Annotated in this window: 17 protein-coding genes and 1 tRNA gene; 2 read left to right on the top strand and 16 right to left on the bottom strand. The window is 31.0% G+C overall.

Features of this window, described 5'->3' with window-relative positions:
* The first annotated feature begins 89 nt into the window (after positions 1-89).
* Positions 90-171: transfer RNA gene (locus QLS65_RS10700), tRNA-Leu, on the top strand.
* 94 nt (positions 172-265) lie between these two features.
* On the opposite strand, the gene QLS65_RS10695 is transcribed toward QLS65_RS10700, so the two are convergent.
* Positions 266-763, bottom strand: coding sequence for a DUF4411 family protein (locus QLS65_RS10695; RefSeq protein ID WP_282717548.1), 498 nt, complete (start codon positions 761-763; stop codon positions 266-268).
* 4 nt (positions 764-767) lie between these two features.
* The gene (locus QLS65_RS10690) at positions 768-1,898 is read right to left on the bottom strand and encodes an ImmA/IrrE family metallo-endopeptidase (protein ID WP_282717547.1); all 1,131 of its coding nucleotides are present in this window, start codon (positions 1,896-1,898) and stop codon (positions 768-770) included.
* A 179-nt stretch (positions 1,899-2,077) separates the two neighbouring features.
* On the opposite strand from QLS65_RS10690, the gene QLS65_RS10685 reads away from it, so the two are divergent.
* Complete coding sequence (locus tag QLS65_RS10685; RefSeq protein ID WP_282717545.1) at positions 2,078-2,227, top strand: hypothetical protein; 150 nt, start codon at positions 2,078-2,080, stop codon at positions 2,225-2,227.
* 180 nt (positions 2,228-2,407) lie between these two features.
* Here QLS65_RS10685 and QLS65_RS10680 read toward each other — a convergent pair whose 3' ends face one another.
* The 14 genes from QLS65_RS10680 to QLS65_RS10615 form a co-directional block, all read right to left on the bottom strand.
* Positions 2,408-2,656 (bottom strand): helix-turn-helix domain-containing protein, encoded by a 249-nt coding sequence (locus QLS65_RS10680; RefSeq protein WP_282717543.1) that lies wholly within the window; start codon positions 2,654-2,656, stop codon positions 2,408-2,410.
* Between the two features lie 76 nt (positions 2,657-2,732).
* On the bottom strand, positions 2,733-2,984 hold the full coding sequence (locus tag QLS65_RS10675) for a MerR family transcriptional regulator (RefSeq protein ID WP_282717542.1): 252 nt from the start codon (positions 2,982-2,984) through the stop codon (positions 2,733-2,735).
* Positions 2,985-3,029: 45 nt separating this feature from the next.
* Positions 3,030-3,788 (bottom strand): metallophosphoesterase, encoded by a 759-nt coding sequence (locus QLS65_RS10670; protein WP_282717541.1) that lies wholly within the window; start codon positions 3,786-3,788, stop codon positions 3,030-3,032.
* Between the two features lie 67 nt (positions 3,789-3,855).
* The gene (locus QLS65_RS10665) at positions 3,856-4,983 is read right to left on the bottom strand and encodes a hypothetical protein (protein ID WP_282717540.1); all 1,128 of its coding nucleotides are present in this window, start codon (positions 4,981-4,983) and stop codon (positions 3,856-3,858) included.
* 42 nt (positions 4,984-5,025) lie between these two features.
* Positions 5,026-6,387 carry an McrC family protein gene (locus tag QLS65_RS10660; RefSeq protein ID WP_282717539.1) on the bottom strand — a complete coding sequence of 454 codons (1,362 nt, stop codon included), beginning with the start codon at positions 6,385-6,387 and terminating at the stop codon, positions 5,026-5,028.
* The gene (locus tag QLS65_RS10655; protein ID WP_282717537.1) at positions 6,388-8,202 is read right to left on the bottom strand and encodes an McrB family protein; all 1,815 of its coding nucleotides are present in this window, start codon (positions 8,200-8,202) and stop codon (positions 6,388-6,390) included.
* An 82-nt stretch (positions 8,203-8,284) separates the two neighbouring features.
* The gene (locus tag QLS65_RS10650; RefSeq protein ID WP_282717535.1) at positions 8,285-10,600 is read right to left on the bottom strand and encodes a hypothetical protein; all 2,316 of its coding nucleotides are present in this window, start codon (positions 10,598-10,600) and stop codon (positions 8,285-8,287) included.
* On the bottom strand, positions 10,593-11,789 hold the full coding sequence (locus QLS65_RS10645) for a hypothetical protein (protein ID WP_282717533.1): 1,197 nt from the start codon (positions 11,787-11,789) through the stop codon (positions 10,593-10,595). Before QLS65_RS10645 ends, QLS65_RS10650 begins: the two co-directional genes overlap by 8 nt.
* Before the next feature lie 17 nt (positions 11,790-11,806).
* Positions 11,807-12,748, bottom strand: a complete 942-nt coding sequence (locus QLS65_RS10640) for a hypothetical protein (RefSeq protein ID WP_282717531.1) — start codon at positions 12,746-12,748, stop codon at positions 11,807-11,809.
* 57 nt (positions 12,749-12,805) lie between these two features.
* Positions 12,806-13,522, bottom strand: a complete 717-nt coding sequence (locus QLS65_RS10635) for an AbiV family abortive infection protein (protein WP_282717529.1) — start codon at positions 13,520-13,522, stop codon at positions 12,806-12,808.
* 3 nt (positions 13,523-13,525) lie between these two features.
* Complete coding sequence (locus QLS65_RS10630) at positions 13,526-15,433, bottom strand: restriction endonuclease subunit S (RefSeq protein WP_282717527.1); 1,908 nt, start codon at positions 15,431-15,433, stop codon at positions 13,526-13,528.
* Positions 15,423-17,051: an HsdM family class I SAM-dependent methyltransferase gene (locus tag QLS65_RS10625; RefSeq protein ID WP_282717525.1), complete on the bottom strand. Its 1,629-nt coding sequence runs from the start codon at positions 17,049-17,051 to the stop codon at positions 15,423-15,425. Before QLS65_RS10625 ends, QLS65_RS10630 begins: the two co-directional genes overlap by 11 nt.
* A 1-nt stretch (position 17,052) precedes the next feature.
* Entirely contained in the window at positions 17,053-18,063 is a 1,011-nt protein-coding gene (gene rhuM, locus QLS65_RS10620) for a RhuM family protein (RefSeq protein WP_282717519.1), read from the bottom strand.
* Entirely contained in the window at positions 18,038-21,112 is a 3,075-nt protein-coding gene (locus QLS65_RS10615) for a type I restriction endonuclease subunit R (protein ID WP_282717514.1), read from the bottom strand. Before QLS65_RS10615 ends, rhuM begins: the two co-directional genes overlap by 26 nt.
* Positions 21,113-21,521: the final 409 nt, after the last annotated feature.

Here is a 21,521-nt window from a genome sequence, read left to right as displayed (position 1 = left end):
TTTCAAAAGTACAAAAAAGAGTATGAATATTTTTTGTCAAATTTACTTTGAAAATTGGAAGTTATGTTTATCTTTGCACCCACAATTGCGCGGATATGGTGAAATTGGTAGACATGCCAGACTTAGGATCTGGTGCCGCAAGGCGTGTAGGTTCGAGTCCTATTATCCGCACTTTAAAAACCCCTAAAACGTTTATAATCAATGTTTTAGGGATTTTTTGTTTCTAATTTTGCCGAAACTTTGCCGAGAATATAATTTATTTTTTTTAAAACTGTTCCCCAAGTATTCTAAACATTTCTATTGTCTTTATACAATTTACGTTGAAAGGTATTGCGGCATCAGGCATCTTCACTTTATTCTTACTGTTTGGACTGCTAACTTCGTGGGTAATTAGCTCGTTTTTATTTGTCATAGCGTAAGCAATTAACCAAGCATCCGCTTCATCAGCATCAAGAAATTCGCTTATAGCTGACTGTGAGTATTGTGCTGATTTTGAATAAACCCAGTTGATCAGCAAGGTATAATTAGGCATAACGGTAGTTGTATCTTTAAAAAAATCTGCTGGTAGATTATCAGCACACCATTGCGATAACTCATCTTTATTTAGATGTAATTCTTTCAATACTTTATCTATAGAGATGATTCGTCCGTCGTGAGCTAATTCTTTAACCTTATTCCAAAAACTTGGGAACACATCAAATGGATAACTATTTCTATGAGCTTCAATAAAAAAATTACTATCAAGTAAGAATGGAATTGCCATAGGATTAATGAAGGTGTTGTGCTACAAACTTTTGAAAAGTATCTCCTTTCAATCCTGTTATTTTATATGCATCACGATGCAGTAATTTATTTTGATTAACCGCTTGATTTACATAAGTTGCAAAACTAACACTTACTCTTTTTCTAGCGGTAGCGTAAAAATCGCCACCACTTCCTTGATTTTGTTTTTTGTTTTTAAAACTTTCTATATAACCATTATAAAATGTAAAAAATTCAGCTCTTGTAATTAGCCCTAAATCCATCGCTCTTCTTGCAATTACTATGGGGCTTACTTTGAAATAACGTCGTGCAAAATCAATCCCTGGCTTTTTCTGCCACAAATCAATTAGAGATTTAGCGGGTACAAGAAATTCGGCAGCTACCGCATCACATAATTTTTCTATTGGGTCGTTAGCTGGAAGTAAGTTTTGATTATCAAAGCCTGCACTTTCACCTAACCAAATATGAGCTAATTCATGTATAATAGTAAATAATTGAGCTGCTTTAGCATCTGCTGCATTTATAAACATAAATGGAGCATGTTGGTTTACCAATACAAAGCCCCTGCATTCGTCAACATTAATGGGTCTATGTGTATTGTTTTCAACCACCCCATTAAAGTTTATAAAAACTCCAATTTCTTCAATTTTGTTTGTAATAAAGCTTAAAGTTTCTTCAAAAGTTTGAAATTCACTAGCCCAATTTGGCTCTAAACCAATTGTATTCCTTATATCTGCTACAATTGTTTCAAAGGTATTGTTTACATTGTATTTACCGACAAAAGATAATGGCTCTTGTTCATTCTCTGTTAAATAATCTGTGATCCAATTTTGACGTCGTTGTAAAATCTGTATTGTGTCGAACACATTTAAGCTCACTTTATTAGTGATTGTATTTCCAGTTCTGAAAAAAGGAAACGGAATACTTTCCGTAGGTGGCTCCGGGAGAAATAAATAACCAAAAGGAATATGAACCCTATTAGCAAATTCTTCTAATTGTTTAACGGTAGGATTCTTGATGTTTTCTAACCATTTTTGAACATTAGGAAACTTTATCAAATAATCATGTAATTCGTATCCAGCTCGAGCAATTGCCCAAGTAAGCATATTAGGATTAATATTGACTTCTGTTCTCATAAGTTACAAACTTAATTATTTTCTTTATAAAAAGTATTTACATTATGAAATTTTACAGTAAATTGGTTCTATGATATTAAAGTCTTGATTGGTTCTTTATTTTAGAGGCTTTGCATTTACATGAAATTTTGGTTGTTGTTCTGTCAGAATGTATTATAAGTTATAAAAACATAATGAGTATGAGAAAAACAATTTTTAAAATCAGCATACACTTGTTGATTTCTAGTATTTTAACAAGTTTAGAGCATTTGGTAGTTCAATTTGGCGGACAGGCATTTCCACTCGACAGGTTCTGTTTCAATGAGAATTTGAATGTAAATGTATTTTAAAAGAAACACCAGTTTGGGAGTGTAGGGTTCGATTCCCTTGCCTGTCGCTAAAAAGCCGTAATCATATTACGGCTTTTTTTTATTAATAACAGGAATAGTCTAACCCAGCTTTATTTTGTAATTTCTTCATCTGTTAATTCATATAATTTATACACTAATCATTTTATGTAAGCTCACTTTTTAAAGCTTAAGTAGGCTTTTTAGAACTTCTTCTTTTTTATAGTATACTCGGTTACCAAAGCCATAGCTGGTAAGTCTTCCAGTTCTAGTATGTTTCCAAAGTGAAGTTCTTTTAATTTTGAGGAGTTCACAAGTTTCATCTACTGATAATAACGTATTAGAATCATTAAGAGATGATAGACTGAGCTTTTCAATGGTTTTTTCTACGTTGTTTAATTTTTCTAAAATAATTTCAAAAGGATTTTCCATTTTTAATGCAAAATAAAAAGAGAATTTAGTCCATTTCAAATTTTTAATATTGAATGTATGTATCCTTAAATTTTTATTAATTCAATTTTTTAATGCTTCTCAAAACTTCTCCTTTTTTATAATATACTCTGTTACCAATCCCATAGCTGGTTAGTTTACAGCTTTTGGTATGTTTCCAAAGTGAAGAAAAGTTAATTTTTAGTAATTCACAAGTTTCAACTCTAGACAACAAAATTTCATCGTCGTTTTTTGTTGGTATATTGAGTTTTTCAATGGCTTTCTCAATATTGTTTAATTTCTCTAAAATGATTTCAAAAGGATTTTCCATTTTTTAATGCAAAATTAGAAAGGAAAAGTTATTGGCTTTAATTTATTAGGTAGAAAATACGGCATCATTTCTGAAATTTTTATTTTCATTGTATTTTACATATCCCAATTGGTTAGTAATCAATTTTGTTTTGCCAATAGTGAAATCAGTCACATTACAATGATGGTGACCGTAAATCCAGTAGTCTATTTCATTATTTTCAATAACTGATGACATTTCAGTCCCAAAAGCTTCATTTATATTGCTGTTGACGTATTTCTCTGGATAATTGAAAAATGTAGGTGGATGATGGGTTATAACAACCGTGTGAGCATCTGTTTTTGTTTGGAATGTTTCTTCTAAAAATGATCTACTTTCCAGATGGAGCTGGTTATAATCTTGGACAATTAATCGTTTTTCATTTTTTTGAATTACTCTAAAATCCGAAAGGCTTTGTTCAATTAAAAACTGTTTTTCTACCGAAATTTGTGACCATAAGGTTGAAAATACTAGCCTCGTTCCATTGATAGTTTTCACCGTATTGTTCAGTAAAGTTACATTGTCTCTGATTTTTTCCTCAAAAGAACCACTTCTTTTGGAAATATCTGAATTATAGTATTCATGGTTGCCGGGAATCCAAAACGTTTGTTCAAAATGATTGGACACATAATCAAAGAACTTTTGGTGCTGGTGTATTTCTTTAAAAAGCACAATATCACCCGCTAATATTAGAATGTCACCTTTTGGAATGATAGGATTAGACAAAACCCATTTTCGGTTGTCTAAAAATTCTAAATGGAGGTCAGAGCAATATTGGATTAGCATATGAATATGTTTTTATCTTAATCTACAATAAATTTGATTATTATACTTTCTATGAAAAAAATAATCATTATCTATAATAATTAGTGTTCGTCTTTTTCTCCTCTAGCTCCTTAATATCTTTATCATTTAATAATTCATCTTCTTTTCTTACTAAAGGATCATACCAATCAATTTTATCTTTTGCCCAATTTATCCAATTTCTAAGTTCTGGATCATCATAATTATTTACAACAGCATTATCTTCAACTGTTTTAATATAATTTCTTAATTTAGTTACTTTATCTAATCTTTCTGCATTAGCCAGTAGGAATTTAAAATTAGTTAGTTCAATTTGTTTTCTTTTTTCTAACTCCTGTTTTATTCTTAATTCTTCATCATATTTTAATCTCCAAAGTCGAGACTCTTCTTCTTTTATTTTTATCTCTTGCGCATCAATTTCTAATTTTGCAAGAATTTTGCCTATCTGGTCCTCTAGCTTTAATTTGCCATCCCTCCATTCTTTATCTCCTGACCATTTTCCTGTTTTTAAAGCAAATACACCATTAGGGATATACTTATATTGGTCACCATAGCCAGTGCTTCTATCAAAAACTCTTTTTTTCGTCTCTCGAAGGTATATTGGTATTTCAGTACCATTAATAATTGTTAATGTATCATTATTGATTACTTTAATAGAATGTCCTCGATACTGAATTAATTTGATTAATGCATCCATAAAACAAAGTGCTCTTCCCTCATTTTCTGGTTCAACACTAATGGATAGAATATTATCTCCTCTCTTATAATCCCAGTTTTTCTTTTTCTTGTTACTAAAATAATTTTTTGTAGCAACAATTAACTTGTCTGGGTTGTCTAATGTTTGACTTACAATTAAAGGAGCATTTTTGTCTTCAAGAATTTGTTTTGTTAAAATTGTTACCGGAGATTGGTCCAGATTAACTTCAGATCCTTCTTTTCGTATTTCAAGTTGTATTTTATCCTCTCCTTCAAATTCAATCGGAAGTTTATCGATTATTACGGATTTATTAAAATTGATTTTTTGCCAATATCCATTTCTTGGAATAGGAATATTCATCCTTATGCAAAGTTTTCTAAAGCCATTATCTGATATAGCATATTTTTTTGAAAGGGCGCTCATCGTTTCTTTCCAGACTAAATTATGTAGTTCTTTGCGAGTGAGAGTTACTTTTTCCATTTTGATTGATCGTTAGTAAAATCAAAATGAAATTAAGAAAATTTACTCAAATAAAACCTCTTCTAGCTCTTCTTTTAATTTTGATTTAAGTTCCTCAAAATTATCAAACAATAACTTACGCTCTTTCAATGATTCTGAAGTAATATTCTTATCAATTATACTCAATTTGTATGCTTCAATATTTATAGAAGTATTGTCTGCAAGCGCATCTTTGATTTGAATTGAGTTATGATTTGTATCTCCATTTGAGAGAATAGTTTTAGGGTAAAACAATTTGATATCAGTTATATTAAATCGGACAGCATAGGCCAGCATTTGATATAAATCAGGTTGTGCGATTCCTCTTTTATTATCATTAGAATCATCATATACCATTTTGTATTTGGTGTCGACAATAATCTTTTTGTCGCCTAGATCTAATACCAAATCGGGTTTCAATCCGAAATTTTTTGCTTCATCCAAATACTTCCCTGTTACTTGTCCTTTTGGATTTACACCTTCAATTTCTCTATCGATAAAGCCAAAAAGGAAATCTTCGAAAACATACTCCATTGGCAATAAAAAAGCGAAGAGTTTTAAGGAATTTTTATAATTGAAGGAAATGCTATTTTCCAAAAATAATACGCAATAATCCCTAACGGTTTCAAAACTCGAAAACATGGGATTGAATAAAATTCTTTTGCATTCATCCGCTGGAATGGCAACATCACTCACTTCATCCAAAAGAAAAAGGATATCGTATAAATTGCGTTTGTTCTGAGAATCTTTTGTAGCAGATATTAATAATTTTGCAACTTGTTTAATACATTGATTGAAGTTGTTGTCCATCTCAAAAGAATCAAACACACAACTAACTTTGTGGTTTCTTCCTCTGGAAAGATTATTAGTAATATAACTGTCAAAATCAATCCTTCCTTTTACAAAAGAAAGTTCACTTTCTACTTCAACATATTTTTGGTAAATAGAGGAACTCAAAAGTTCTTTGGTGTATTTGCTAAAAAGATAAATTAATATTTCAAAAAAATCAGACTGTTCATTACCAAGACCAGTTTGATAATTGGGAAATTTTAGTTTTCTGCAATAACTCAACCACCACAAAATATGTGCGTTTATTGCTTTAACATCATGTACCGAAGCTTCTTTTGATGCATCATAAAAGATTTTTGGTAAAAGATTTATGGTTTGATCTTCAAAATGTATGACACCAACATATTTATTGGATTTTAATTGATTTGTTTTATGCAGAAACTGCAAGAAGTGTTGTACCTCCTCACGGTTTTCATCCTCATTGTAATAACTTGCTTTTTCTCGTTTATTCCAAATATCATCCAGGAACACTTCGAGATTTTCGAAATGCTCCTCAGGGAAGTCTGTTTTATTTTGATATTCAAAGAGATTAATCATCTACGACAGCATTTTTAAAGGCCAACCACCGATCGTTATTGCAGCTGCTTGTAATATAGCGGTCACTTCTTTTTCATCATTCATGAAATATTCTAGTAAAAGTGGAATTACTTTTTTGTTTATGGTATTCTCTAATGTATATCCATCACCCATAAAATAAGCATGGCCTATGGTAAAATCATGACTTTTTCGAATTAAAATAGCTTCATTGATATTTTGAAGTTTGTTTGTATCATATATCTTTTCTTCTAAGCCATCATACAAAGGATACATAGGAATAAAATCAAAACGTCTTCTTAAAGCAATATCTAATAATGCAATTGATTTATCTGCTGTATTCATTGTACCAATGATATACAAGTTTGAAGGCACAATAAACGAATCTCCAGAAGGCAATGTTACACGAAGTGGGATTTTACCATCAGAACGTTTGTCTTCTTCAATGAGCGTAATTAATTCCCCAAAAACTCTGGAGATATTAGCACGGTTTATTTCATCGATGATGATGATGTAATTTTTACGTTCAACAGCTACTAACTGACTTTTACCTTTTTCTAAAAGCAATGCTAGAATAGGATTGTAGTACGGTTGCAAACCTCCTAAAATAATATCGTTAACACCCTTTTCGTACATCTTTCTCAAGGTATTGATGCTCAATGTATGTTGAGATTCACCAATGTTTTTTCTGAACTCAATTGATTTTTCTCCAATTTCTGTAAGGTAGAAACTAGACTTTTTCATTTTGATTTCGAGTTCAACAACATCTAGATCATTCAGGGGTTTAATTAGTTCTTGTAAAACGATATCAAATTCTTTTTTGGCCGTTGCTGGGTTTTTTGAAGCTTCTAGATTTTTATATGCACGATCGGCAATTCGTTTAAAAACACCATCTTTCTTTTCAAAGCTAAGTTCTTTGCCATTTTCAGTATCAGGGCGTATTCCTTGAATGAAATCTTCGTAGCTATAGTTTTGATGAAAGGTTATGAATTCTATTTGATTGTTTAAATTTTCATTAAATACTTGTAAAGCATCACTATAGCTTATGTTTTCATTACCAGCAACAATTTTAGCTGCTTCTAAAACAGTATTGTATGTTTTACCAGTTCCTGGAGGACCATAAAGAATTTGATTGAGTGGTTGGTGTTTTAATTCTATTGATGTAATACCAACAATTTCCTCAATAGTGTCGTCGATTAAATCAAAAACTACATCATGATTTTTGTAATTTTTAAAACGTTCTTCCATTTTTTTGAACATTTTATTTTGTTCTTCGGTAGAAAACCTATGTGCTATAAATGAATTATCTTTAACTTTACTATTTTGAATTTCTGCATCGACTATTGGAATAATTTTGTCTAAATCATCTTCTAAATCAAACACCATGCTTTCAAAATTGATATATTGTTTATTTGATGATACTTGAGAAAACTCCATTTTATGAGCGTCTTCACTTCTCGAAAATCTATCCCCAAAACTTTCAAGTTTTAACCTAATATTTTTGATTAAATCAAGGGCTAATTGATTTTGTTTGTTTTCTGGATTTTTAGTTTGGTTAAATTGAATATGATAAGTAATTTCATTTTTGTTTATTTTGAAAACAAGATTGATTAAATCTGACGATGAACCAGGATAAGCAACTGGAATAAACCAAAATGTTGTGGAAAAGTAACTAGATTTTTCCGTACCTATAAAATAGTTTAACTCAGCTCCTTTATTTGCCTTTTGTCTTACTGAAAAAGTAAAATTTTTATTATGATTATGTTTGGTCATTAACCAATTATATACTTGTTTTTCGTAGTCTTTGTAGCTATTCATTTATTAAAATATTTTTCTGTTTTCATAGATATTAGATTCTATTTCCAGTGTTAATTAAATTTTCTAAAATTCAACTTAACAACTATTCTTCTTTAATTTTAGTATTATTTTCTATTATTGTTTTATAAAATATTATAATTTCATTAGTTTCATTATTCAATTCTGCTAACACAGCTTTTAAGTCGTCTTTCTTTAAAGTAAATTTACCTATTGCCATTCCATACAAAAACTCTAAAAGAGCCTCGCCTTGAGCTTCTGTTCGGTACTTAAATATCGTAATTAGTATATCTTTCATTTCTTTAGATAATGCCGAATCAATGGCATAATTCATTTCTTCGTTTCTCGCGCAACGAAGAAAACTGGCTTGAATTACACCATCATTAAAACGGTTGAAGTTAGATGGAGATAAAAGGTTTCTTATAAAAGAACTTTGTTTTAAAATATGAGAGAGATTTCCAGAATTACGAAGTCGATTAACAACATAAGCAATGCTAAAAAAAACATCTGATTGTGACGCATGTTCTGCATAATCTACTCTATCAAAAAAAGCAGAATTGCGTCTAATTCCTAATATTTCTTTGTTATCAGAGAATAAGTTAGGGAGAAATAGGTGTTTTGACAAACCTTTTATTTCTTGAGATTCACAATTAACAAGAGATTTTTCTCGTTCTCTAAGGAATTCAAATACCTCGGGGTTATCTACCTCTTTTAAGTATTTTTGAATAAAATCTAATTCTTTTTGCCATGAATTTGACTCTGATAAATTAGAGCAAGCGATTGTTTCTACCTCAATGAATGTACTGTTTTCGGGGCCATAATCACCATATTTTAGATTTGTTTTTAAAAATTTATTACTTTCAGTATTTGAAATTCTATTAATGCCAATAAAGAAAATAATTCGTAAATTATTATCTCTTAGAGCCCTGTTTAAATAAAGTAAATTTTTCCCGTTTGAAATGCAAGATGAAACAATTAAAATACTCCCTGATGGTTTCTCAGCTACTGAAGAAAAGTTATTCTGACTGAACATTTGAGGTATATTCTCTTTCTTATAATTAGGCTCTATCCTATTTAAGATGTAATGAGCTAACAACTCAGAAGAATGATCATTTAAAAAAACAATATATTTTAAATTGCTTGGAACAAACTGATCGATATATGCATCAAGTTTAGTTTGATGATCTTTAAATCTATCTAAATTTTGAATTATTTTTGAATAATCAATGTAAATCTCATATTTACGACTAGAAGATTGATCAGTATCTTTATAATTAACTTTTAAAACACTTTCCTCCTTTTTGTCAGAGATGAATTGATTCATAAACTTAGCCGAAGTTTGAATGGCTATATCTGCACCATTAATTACGATACTATTTATTTTAGGTTTTTCTAGTAAAAAAACATCACCCGAAACTTCTATTGGGAAAGATCCATTATTACATAAATCACAGTTATCATCCGTATATGTTTTATATGGATCAACACCCTTCGGGTTATTATCTGATTTAGTAAGATTACAAATAACTTGTTCTTTTGTTATTTGACTTGGATTTTTATTTTCAAGATAAAATAATACGATTACATCTTCTTTCGAAATAGCTGCTTGTTTTTTTATAATATATTCAATAATACTACCAGATGTTGATGCTGAAATAAGAATAAATGAATTTGGTTTTAATTGAAATTTCTCATCATACAAACCTTCATAAGACTTGAAGCTATTGATAGGATAATTCATTTGTTCACCTAAAGGTTTAAAACGATTAGCCAAATTAATCATTGCTAAAGCAACAGAATTTATTGAAGATGTATCACAGTATATATACCTATAGTTCTTTTTATTAAATTGTTTTAAAAGCCCTAATGCCAAAAATGTTATTTCGCAACTATATAAAAGAACATTAGCTGTTCTTAAGAAACGTTGACTATGTTTTCCTGATGGAAAAACATAATGCTGAGAGTCTCCTATTGATTCAACTAAACCTTCATGATTTAAAAAAAAATTTTGAGTTCCAAAAGTCAAATAGTTTTTACTAAAACTTTCTAAATAATTAAACCCTTTTAAATTAACACTACTAACTTCTTTTAACTCTCCAATATGATTAAATGATAAGAGATGTAAATCATCATAAAAACTTTTATTATCAATTTTTGGAACATATTTAAAAATTGCTGGCCTATTTTCTATAATCTGTTTTTCAAAATCAACAATATAATCTCCTCCTATAAATATTGTTTTATCTGTCTGGTATTCTTTAGAGTAAAAATTTTTTATTTCAATTTGAAGTTGAGATATGTCGATTGTAATATCAGCACAAAATATTACTGTAGCAGTCGTCTTTCCTTCTTTTTTGAGCTGCTTTTTATATTCTAGATTAAATATATAGAAACTATTCATCTTCGTTTTTATTAGTGAATGAAATTGGATAAAGAACGCTGACTAAAGTTCCTGAGCATAAATTGTTTAAAGAAAGTAATTTTTCTGACCCTGTATTCCAATCAAATATTTGCATTTTATCTGGATTAAAATTTTCGGCAAGTCTATATGGGTCATTAATCATATTACGATATACACAATACTTATCTGTCTTAATACGAATAAAACCACGGTCATCAAGCAAACTCAAAATTCGATCTAGACCGATACCTTTATCATTTTCCAGATTGCCTACTGAAGAAGTCTGATGTTTTATCAAACAACTTTTTAATATTTGGAAGTCATCTTTAATATTATGTTTATTATTAAACTTCTTTATAAATCCGCTTCCAGTATCAAAAACTGAAATTTCAATAAAGAATAACTGCTGCAAATCATTAGTTTCTAAAGATGGATGTGAAAAATAATTTGTCATAATCTTATCCGAAGCATTATCGTCTAAGATATTTAACTGCGTTTTTTTATAAGACCTTATGTATAAACCCCTAATATTTGGATTCCATGGTCTACCCAATTCATTTTCCTTTCCCCATTCAAATGTATTTTTCATTAGTTCAAAAATAATTCCAGTAAGATCACTGAATTTTTTTTGTACTGCGGCTTTACTTTTTCCGTACTTTATAACATCATCTATGATAGGTTTCTTAAGGATAACTTCTAAATCTTCTTCTGTGGTATTAAATGAGCCATTTTGTTCAAAAAAATTAAGAATACCACTTTCTGAATCAAAATGATCTAAATTAAGAAGCAATAATTTTTCCCCTTTCATAGCTTCAGCTTTGCGCATTTTTAAAATAAACTTATTCTGAAATTGTCTTAAAAAAGGACGTAAATTATTTCCTGAAGGGTTCGAAATTGTAACCTCATTCCAAGCCAAAGAAATAATGGGAAAAAATATTTCATGCTCATAATATTTCTCGGCTCTAAGAAAATCATCAATATTAAGATCAATAATTAGTTCACCACGCTTTTCAGACCTTATCCAAGTAGCTGCAAATTGAATTATACTTGGAGCAAGACTAAAGAAGTATTTTTCAATATTTCGAGGAAGTCTTAGGTTAATTTTATTATATGAATTTTCATTAAGTTGATCATAAAGGCTATCAACTTCAAAAAGCTTAATTGAATTCTTTATTCTTATTTCTTTCATAATACCTTATGTTACGTTTAAATATCATTTTTCACAACTTCAAAAGAGTCGTTTACTATACCTAAATATTCAGATAATGATTCATCATTAAAAGAACGTTTATTTCTGACCCCACTTGGAATAAAAAGCTCCTTAATTTCTTTGTAATCCTTTACGCTTTCAAAAACATCATCTAATCTATAATAATTATAAGACTCTATATTCTTACTTTCCGACAAAAAATCTCTTATTCTTCGAAAATAATCAACATTATTTCTTGGTATTGGAATATTCATTGGTGTTCCGTTATCATTTTGAATAATAATTTCTGATTTACCAGTTACATCGTGAACTATGCCTTTTTGACATTTCATAATTGCTTTAATGATATCATATAAAGACAAATATTCCTCTTTAAGATCTAAGACATCTTGATAAGTCCATAATTCACTCGGATTTGATATTTTAGAAGATTTATAAGTTTCATCTGCCCATATATTTGAAGAACCATATTTTTCAAATGGAGGAGTATGTATTCCGATTGGACAATTAGGAATAAACATTTCCCAAACAGCAGCTTGATTTAGCCAATTTTGTTGATTAATTACTTGCTTGGTAAAATGTGAGTTTTTGTCTGTTTTACTTATTTCCCAATCCCAAGATTTATTTAATTTCGAATTTCGAATTCTTAATAATTTTGCTTCAACTAATCCGATTTTAATTTCATTTCCATATCTAAAAACAAAAAGAGCATCTCTTTGAGTTGTGTCTCTTGCATGAGCTTGAACTGAAACAGAACGAATAAATGGATTTGAACTTACTTTATCTCTAATACGAGTACATAAAGCAGATATCCTATCTCTTTCATTTGTTTCTAAAATATCTTGATCATTAATTATTTCTTGTCTAACTTTTTTGTCAGCATTGTAAAAAATGCGTGCAATTATTTCGGCAGTAAAAATATTTCCAAAAAATGCCATATGATTCTCTATTGTATTTATAATCCGTAGACTAACATTAATACTTTCTTAATATATTTATTTAAAACTTAATTCCTTAAACGAAAACCCTTCCATACCTTCATCAATAAAAATCTTCATTTTCATTTTTGTATCTTCAATTTCTTCTTGATCTTTACGGTTATGAATACAAGGATGATAAAGGATTCTCAATTTTTTGTAAACTCTAAAAATTCGCTCTACAATCTCTTTGGTTTTTCTATATTCAGCTTCAGTGATTTTCTCTTTTGGTATGATCAATTTATCTTTATAGCCAACATATAAACCATTATTTTTATTATCATTGAAATTTTCTAAATCTTTAATCCTTTTTGTTGAATCAACAAAAGGATCTGACGCTGTAGCTATTTCATGTACAAAATTTAAAAACCCTCCAAAAACATTATTAGTTTTAAATAATTTAACTGGTGCTCTATTTTCATATTTCTGAACGCTTTCAATAAAACCAGCGGTCATCTCAAGAAGTTGTGCCAGTTGATGTCTAATTTCATGATTATAAAAGAACTTTTTAGCATCACTTATTTGATACACTTCATAACCTTCACTATGCAACAAAACCAATATCGCTTTTATAACTTCCTCCGAACTAAGTATCAATAATGAGTTTGCACTACTATAAGATTTATTCTTTTCTACTATTAGCAGCGCATCTTTTCTTAATTGTCTAGCATTTTTAAAAATTGCGTTATCAATATTTTTTGATTGTTTAGGCGAGAGATTAATAAAAGTACTCATAAATTAGTCTATTTGTCTTTTAGGATAAACCCCATTATTTTTCATCCAAGGTAACTGCTCTTTTACATCAAACTCTTTGAAGTTTTTTCCTTTTTGTGGATGAAATTCAAAAAAGCCTTTGATTAAACTATTTTCATTTATTAGAACATTCTTTTTCAATAGTTCATTGTATGCATAATACGTAGTTGCTACTATTTCACATTTTTTTGAATTTGCTCCTTTGAAGAGTTGTATAAGTTTTTCTATTTTATCTTTTTCTGATTCAAAATAGTTATTATAATATTTTTGGTAGTCAGTAGATTTGCCCGTGAGCGAGTAAAAAGTTCTCTCATAAACTTTTCCATTTGAACCTGTATATGGTTCTTTGTTTATTTTAAACCAACCAGACGTTTGAATATATTTTTCGATTGATGCTAACGTTTTTTTATCAAATGGACCTGCTGCGGCTTTTTGATAATTTGTCATCAAGTTCATTTCTCCTACTTGTTCACACAAATACAAAAGTTTCATAAACTTAATATGTCCAAATTCTCTTTCTTGATGAAACCTATAAACAAGATGACAACCCAACATAACTTTCTTTAAAAAAGCTTCAGATTTATCAGTTCTTGTTTTGTTCGTTTTAATTTCTTTATACTCAACTACTGGTTCCGCAACCATCCCCAACTCTTCCTCCTCATCATTGACACTCACCTGGCCATTCATCAACATAGGTAACAACCAATCCCGAAGCGAGGATAATTCTTGGTTTTGGAATGAATTATTTATGATTTGTTTATAAATTGGATTTGCTTTTTTGTAATATTTTTCTAAAACAAGTATTGAAGGATCGATCATTAATGATTCATCTACAGTTCCTTTGTTTATATGTGGTTGTTGTGCTCCGGATCTTAAAGTCATTAATCTAGGAATTTCATTTTTCAAATATGGATAAATAAATGAAGATTTAAATTTTTCTGATTCAAAAATTCCAACAACAGATTGATTTGCACAAGCTTCTATAGCTAAAATAGATGGTCTTAAATGCCGAGTAATTGATAGAACACAAGTTCCTGCTGGCATTAGTGTTGTTGCTGAATTTAAAATAGCTTCAGTTGTAATATGAGCTTCTGATTCAACTATTGGAAAATTTGCAATCTCTCCTGAATTTAACCAAGGTATATTTCCTCCCCAAAACTTCTCGATTTTAGTTGAAGGTGTACCGCCAAGATCAGTATTTAAAATATTACCTAATTCATTCACTTCCCAACCCTCAGGAATATCCCTCTTCAAATCTTCATTCCAAACCATTTTTCCTCTAGAAGTTTTATACGGTTTTCCATTGGAATCAGGAAAATCAAACTGCAAAAACCAATAGTCATAAAGCATTTTTGCCATAGCTTCCAGCTCGGTATTGATGCGGTTGTTGAGTTCTATTTTGGCATCTAGATCCGAAAGGACTTTGGCTATTTTATTTTGTTGATGAGAAATTTTAATTGGTAGTTTGAGTAAAGCTTCTTTAGTTAATGCATTTCTTGTTCCACCAACTCCGCATATTTGAAGTAGATATGGCTTCATATTCATTAAATAGTAATGAATATATCTTGGATTATAACCAGCCTTACTTCTTATAATACTAACATGTTGGTTTACTCTAGCTGGTAAGATTTCATCTGGAACAATGCAAGTTCGAGCGATTGAATCTCCAGTAATGTTCAATAAAACATCATCTTTTTGTACCGTTACATTATTTAGTTTATCTGCTTGTAATTTATTAATATAGGCTAGTCCATCTTTAGAAAATTTAAAATCTAAAACATTTTGACTTCTTATTAATGAAATGCCACTATCTTGGTATGCACTACTTCCACCTTTAGGTGTTGCACCACTACCAATTTTAGTTGTAATATCACTTAAAAGTTTATATTCCATGCTTCAATCCTTTCAAATTATTCTGAATTTCCATTTCCAAAGTTTTACTTTCTTCAAAAAGCGAACTTAAATTGGTTTCAAAAGTTTTCATTTTGTCTTCAAATTCCTTAGCAGTAATATCCGTATATTCAATTTTTACTTTAAAATATTGTCCGGCACTCAAGGAATAATTTTTGGCTTTGATATCATCATAGGAAACCACAACCGAGAAATCTTCCTTGGCTTCGTGTTGGTTAAATGTATCAATGATATAATCTTCTTCTTGTGGTGATAATAATGTTTTTTGGTTTTTGCCTTCTTTTACAGTAGTTCCTAGTTTAGAAGCATCCATTAAGACAATATCGCCTTTAGTGTTTTCTTTGTCGAGAAATAAAATAGAAACGTTGGTTCCTGTAGTAGCAAAAATATTGCTCGGCATACTTACTACACCTCGTAGCATTTTGCGTTCTACCATTTGCTCGCGTATTTTGCGTTCGATACCGCTTTGTGCGGTGATAAATCCCGTTGGTACTACAATGGCCGCTTTCCCTTTGGCGGTAAGCGAATACATAATGTGTTGTACAAACAAAGGATAAATAGCCATGCTGTCTTTCTTGGCTTTTGGAATATTGGGCATTCCTGCAAAAAAGCGTTCGTGGTTTTCTTTGCTGTCCAAATCCTCCACATAATCTGAGAAATCCAACTTAAACGGTGGATTACTCACGATATAATCAAACTGTTGCAAACGTCCGTTTTTGTCTTTATGGTACGGTTCGAGGATTGTGTTTCCTTTTACAATATTCGGTATCGAGTGTACCAAATCGTTCAGGATTAAATTCAGTCGCAACAAGTTGGAGGACTTTTGCGATATATCCTGAGAATACACGGTGCATTTGTCTTCACCAATCTGGTGCGCCAAGTTCATCAAAAGCGTTCCGGAACCCGCACTTGGATCATAACAAGTCACATTGCTCACGTTTTCGCTCACTAAACAACGTGCCATGATTTTGGCTACTGCATGTGGGGTAAAATACTCGGCATATTTTCCGCCACTGTTGGTGTTGTAATCGCTGATTAAATATTCGAAAATCGTAGCATAAAAATCAAACTTTTCATGAAAGATATTCTCAAAACTAAAATTAATCAGCTTATTGATAATGGCTTTACAAAAATCATCACGTTTGTCCGTTACATACTTACTGATGTTTTCGAACAAGATAATTTTCTCGCCACCCTCGGTAATGACTGAAAACAGAGCACTATTCTCTTTTGCAATATCCAGTAAGGTATTGTCAAATATATCCGAGAAGTTGGCTTCATTTTGTCTTTCGAACAAACTGGAAATAAAATGTTTGGGTTGCAAGCGGGCGGTACTTTCGCTCATTTGCATCATCAGCATTTCATAGTCGTTTTCATTGTATTCTCTTAGAACTGCTTCCCAATTGTCGGCTTTTGCTATTTTGTCGTCGAGTTGTTTCACTTCATGAACAAATTTGTCGTTCAGGAATTTATATAAAAATACTTGGGTGATAATCTTGAATTCGTTTCCGTCATTTCCCAAACCATAATTGGCACAAACACTTTTTAAATCGTCTATGAGGTTTTTGGTTTGCTTTTCAAACTGTATGGTAGTAGTCATTTTATTTTTTTAATTTTTTGATATCGGCTTCAATTTCTTTTAAGCTTTGTTCGATCTCAATTGATTTTTGTTTTTCTTTAAACTTTTCAAATTCACCAGATGATTTATCCAAAGCCATTTGATGACTTATCTTCCCCGCATGTGTCAGTAATTCTCTTCCGTTGAGTTGTAGAATGCTATCTAATCTGGCGGTCCAATCTTTCATATACATTGGGGTTTGCTGTTGCGCCATGGTTTCGGCAAATGCCAAATACTGTTCGACTAACAATCCCAATAGTATCATTTCATCTTCATTGAGAAAGTTTTTGGCTACACTAACTTCAGTTTTTGCAATTGATTTGGCTTCTTTTTTATCATAGGATTGCATCCCTAAAAGTGGTAACGTCGCATCCACTCTTCGATAGACTAATTCAGCAGCTGTATTTTGAGATATTGCCCAAAGCAGTTTGTTTTGCACTATTTTGAAAAAAGCAATTGTTTTTTCATCTTTGGAATCATAATCAATACTTGTGGTATAAATGTCTTTTATTTTTTGGTAGAAGAATTTTTCGGATATTCGTATTTCCCGAATGCGTTGTTGCAATTCGTTGAAATAATTCATTGACGAACCCGATTTGAAACGATCGTCATTCAAGGCAAAACCTTTTACAATGTATTCTTTTAAGCGTTGGGTTGCCCAGATACGGAATTGAGTTCCTTGCAGCGATTTTACTCGATAACCTACCGATATTATAACATCAAGATTGTAATAATTAGGTGCTTTTTGCTGAAATTCGGAAATTCCGAATTTGTGCATGCACAATTCTTCTTGAAGTTCTCCTTCTTCAAAAATATTTTTAATATGCTCGTTAATTGTAGATTTAGCTTTGCCAAATAATTGTGCCATTTGGTCTTGAGTTAGCCAAACAGTTTCTTCTTCGAGCCGAACATCAATTTTGATGCTGCCATCTTGATTTTGATATAAAAGTATTTCTCCCGTATTCATATTAGGCTGTTCTTCCATAAAATTCATTCATGTATTCTTTTACAATCATTCCGTTAATGCGCTTAGTTGTATTGGCATCCAGTGGAATCTTTTGTTTGTTTTTGAATTGATCAATCACCAATCGCATCATCATTCGTTCTACAAAACTCTCGTTTTCAAGCATTTTCGAGTTTTGAATAATTTGAGCATCAACTTCTTTCTTCAATCCTTGCAAAGCATCAAACAATTTACTTTCACTATCCGTCAAAGGATCTTTTTCCATTAAGCGTTTGTGCAGGCGAGCGTATTTCTCGTCATTATCATATTTGGCTCTCAGCAATTGGTTTTTTCGTTCCAATTCCTTTGCTTTTACATAAATCTTTTCTAGTGCTGCGATGTTACTTTCCATTTCGTCTTTGGTCACTTCATTCAAATTTTTCTTTTTGAATAAGCGTTCCAGTTCTTCTTTCAACGAAATAAATTCGGGTGCTTTTTGGTCGAAATTACCACCTAATATTTCTCTGGTTTTTTGAAGAATGTTTTTGAGTTGGTCTGCTAATACCATTTCTTCTTCCTTGACTTTTACAAAAGCAAAAATAACGTCTTCAAGAGCAATATTCAAAAGATTAGAGGTATCAATATTACTTTCTAAGGCTTCTTTTGCATTAATCAATGCCAAACGATTATTAGCATCACGGGATAAAACTGTCAGTTTATGAAAATCGAGTTGTTCCAACAGCTCATAATTTCCGGACAGTCGAATCAAGTTATACAAACTCTTGGCATTATTCAACACTCGGGTGATTCTTAAAATTTCACTTCGGTCGTTGATTTGGGTAATTTGTTGTGAGAAAACCTCAGCATTCATTGTATCAAAATGAAACAAGACGTCTTTTATTTCTCTGATTTCAGCATTAATTTCCTCCTGCGATTTGAAGATATTGGAATAATGCTCCATTTCATCCCCTAATTCTGATTGCAATTCGTTGAAATAATCCTGATTGGTTTTATCAAACTCTTTTTGAATATCGGCAAAATCGACTACATAACCGTATCTAAACTCTTTGTAAGTTCTATTAACACGGGTTAAGGTTTGCAATAAATTATGTGCTTTAATCACACGGCCAATGTATAATTTCTTTAATCGTGGTGCATCAAAACCAGTCAAAAGCATGTTGTACACAAACAAAAAATCAATGTTGCCGTCTTTGAATTCTTCTACTTTATTTTTGCGCTCTTCTTTGGTGCTAATATCATGAAGGATCACCGCAGCAGTGGTTACTTTACTTTCGGCTTTCTTTTTAGATCCATAACTTTCTGAGGGTTCGGCAGCTTGCAACAATCCACTATCATTAGTCGTATTTATAGCATATTTCGATTCGAATATTTCAAACAGCATTTTAGCTTGTTCCGAAGAATCACAAACCACCAAGCCACCAATTGTATTGTCGTTCATGGCAATTCTGGCTTTCTCAAAATCCTGAACAATATAATCAAGCATGGGTTCCACAAACTTCGGATGCGCATAGACAATTTTCTTGTCGGCATTTCCTTTTAGAATTTCAATTTCTTCTAAAGCTTGTTTCAGTGTTAGCTTATAATTGGTTTCAATTTCTTCCCGTATTAAACGTAAAGTATAGCCATCCGCAATAGAGGAATTGTAGTAATATTTATGAATATAACCACCAAATAATACTTTAGAATTATAATCAGTACCCAACAAAGGTGTACCAGTCAAACCAATCTTAATCGCATTGGAATCTGATTCGTTAAGGTTGGCCAAGAAACTTCCTTTTGGGTTATAACTTCGGTGTACTTCATCTAAGAAATACACCCGTTGAATATTGAGTTGATAATCGGTATTCCGTACCACATCAGGATCATCCTGAAACTTCTGAATATTAACTACGGTAATTTCCGCTTTACCAGAATTATTATGAATAACACTGGTTGATTTAATATCCTTTGCAAATTCTTCCCTTGAATTTACATTATGAACGACTAAACCCCTGCTTTTAAATTCTTTTCCTGCTTGAATTAATAAATCCAACCGATCTACAATAAAATAGAATTTTGGGATAACTTTTTTACTTTGAAAATAATCAGTGAGGTATTTAACGTTATAATAGGCTAAAGCTGTTTTCCCACTTCCTTGTGTATGCCAGATAATTCCTTTTTTAACTCCTTCTTCCAGTTTGGCTTCAATTGCTTTCGTGGCAAAAAGCTGTGGATAACGCATAATGTGTTTTTCCAAACCTTTAGAACCTTTAACATAGGCAATGGAATATTGCAACATAAATTGCAAACGTTCCTTTTGGAATAATGAAGTGCAAATTCTATTGGTTGGGGAATTCGGATTTTTATTAGTTATAAATTCAGGTGAATTTTTTATCCCAACGAGATTATTATCCTTTAAAATTAAAGTTTCATTTTCATCATCAAAAATGGAAAGAAGTGAATCTAAATCAAATTTATCTTCCTCTCTAAAATAGTTAAATGATGGTTTCTGATACGATGCCGTAGCATAAAAAGCCCCTTCAATTGGCATTGGCGAATTATCGTCATACTCCATATTATTGGAAAAAACCATCAATTGGGTACTATTAACAAACTTTCTGAATTTTTTATTTTGAAAACGTCTTTCAATTCGTTTATGTTCCGCTAAAATACCATCTTGGTTATTAGGCTTTTTAACTTCAATAAAGACTAATGGCATTCCATTAATCAATAGCGTAATATCCGGCCGAAACTCTTCATCATCTTTTTTGCAGGTCAGTTCGGTTACAATGTTGAACGTATTGTTTTCGAAATTCTCAAAATCAATTAATCGAATTCCAGACCTTTCCGTAATTCTTTCATAAAAAGCTTTTCCTAAATCTTCATTATCGAGCAATAAGGAAACTTCATTCAATAATCGTTTTGCATCAGAAGGCTCAATTCCCGAATTAATTTTAGAAATACTGTCTATAAAAACAGTAGTAAAAATGTTGGTGTTTTCATCCCATACTGCATTTTTCAGCGAAATGTAAGTATATCCTAAACGGGTTAAATGGAGTAAGGTGGGTATTTTTACTCTGGAATCTTCGTTGAATGTCATTAAGGGATTGATTTTAAATTAAAATCTGATAATTCGATTGCTAAAGTATCGAATATTTAACTAAGATGAATGAGGAAAACCGTAAACTGAACAATTTTACTAATAAATCACATGCCGTTTGACTGATTCGAAAGTCATTTGTGTAAATAAATGGTGTCTTATGAGATTTTACTATACCCACTTTTAGTGATATTGATTTGTTGTGTAGTATAAAAAAGTGGCGTTTTTATACAGATCATGTTAACGTGAAATTTTTATCCCGTTAACGGGTTTTTTTTGTATCGTTAACGGGAATTAACGGGATCACGATGTAGTATTCTTACATAAAACCATGTTTTGACCATGTAAACAGAAAACCGTTAACGGGGATTTTTCTACCGTTAACGTGATTTTTGAATTAATACACAAC

It is taken from the genome of Flavobacterium algoritolerans (assembly GCF_030010385.1).
In the GTDB taxonomy this organism is placed as follows: domain Bacteria; phylum Bacteroidota; class Bacteroidia; order Flavobacteriales; family Flavobacteriaceae; genus Flavobacterium; species Flavobacterium algoritolerans.
Note: the sequence above shows the minus strand (reverse complement) of the source record. Positions and strands in the feature narration are given on the sequence as shown.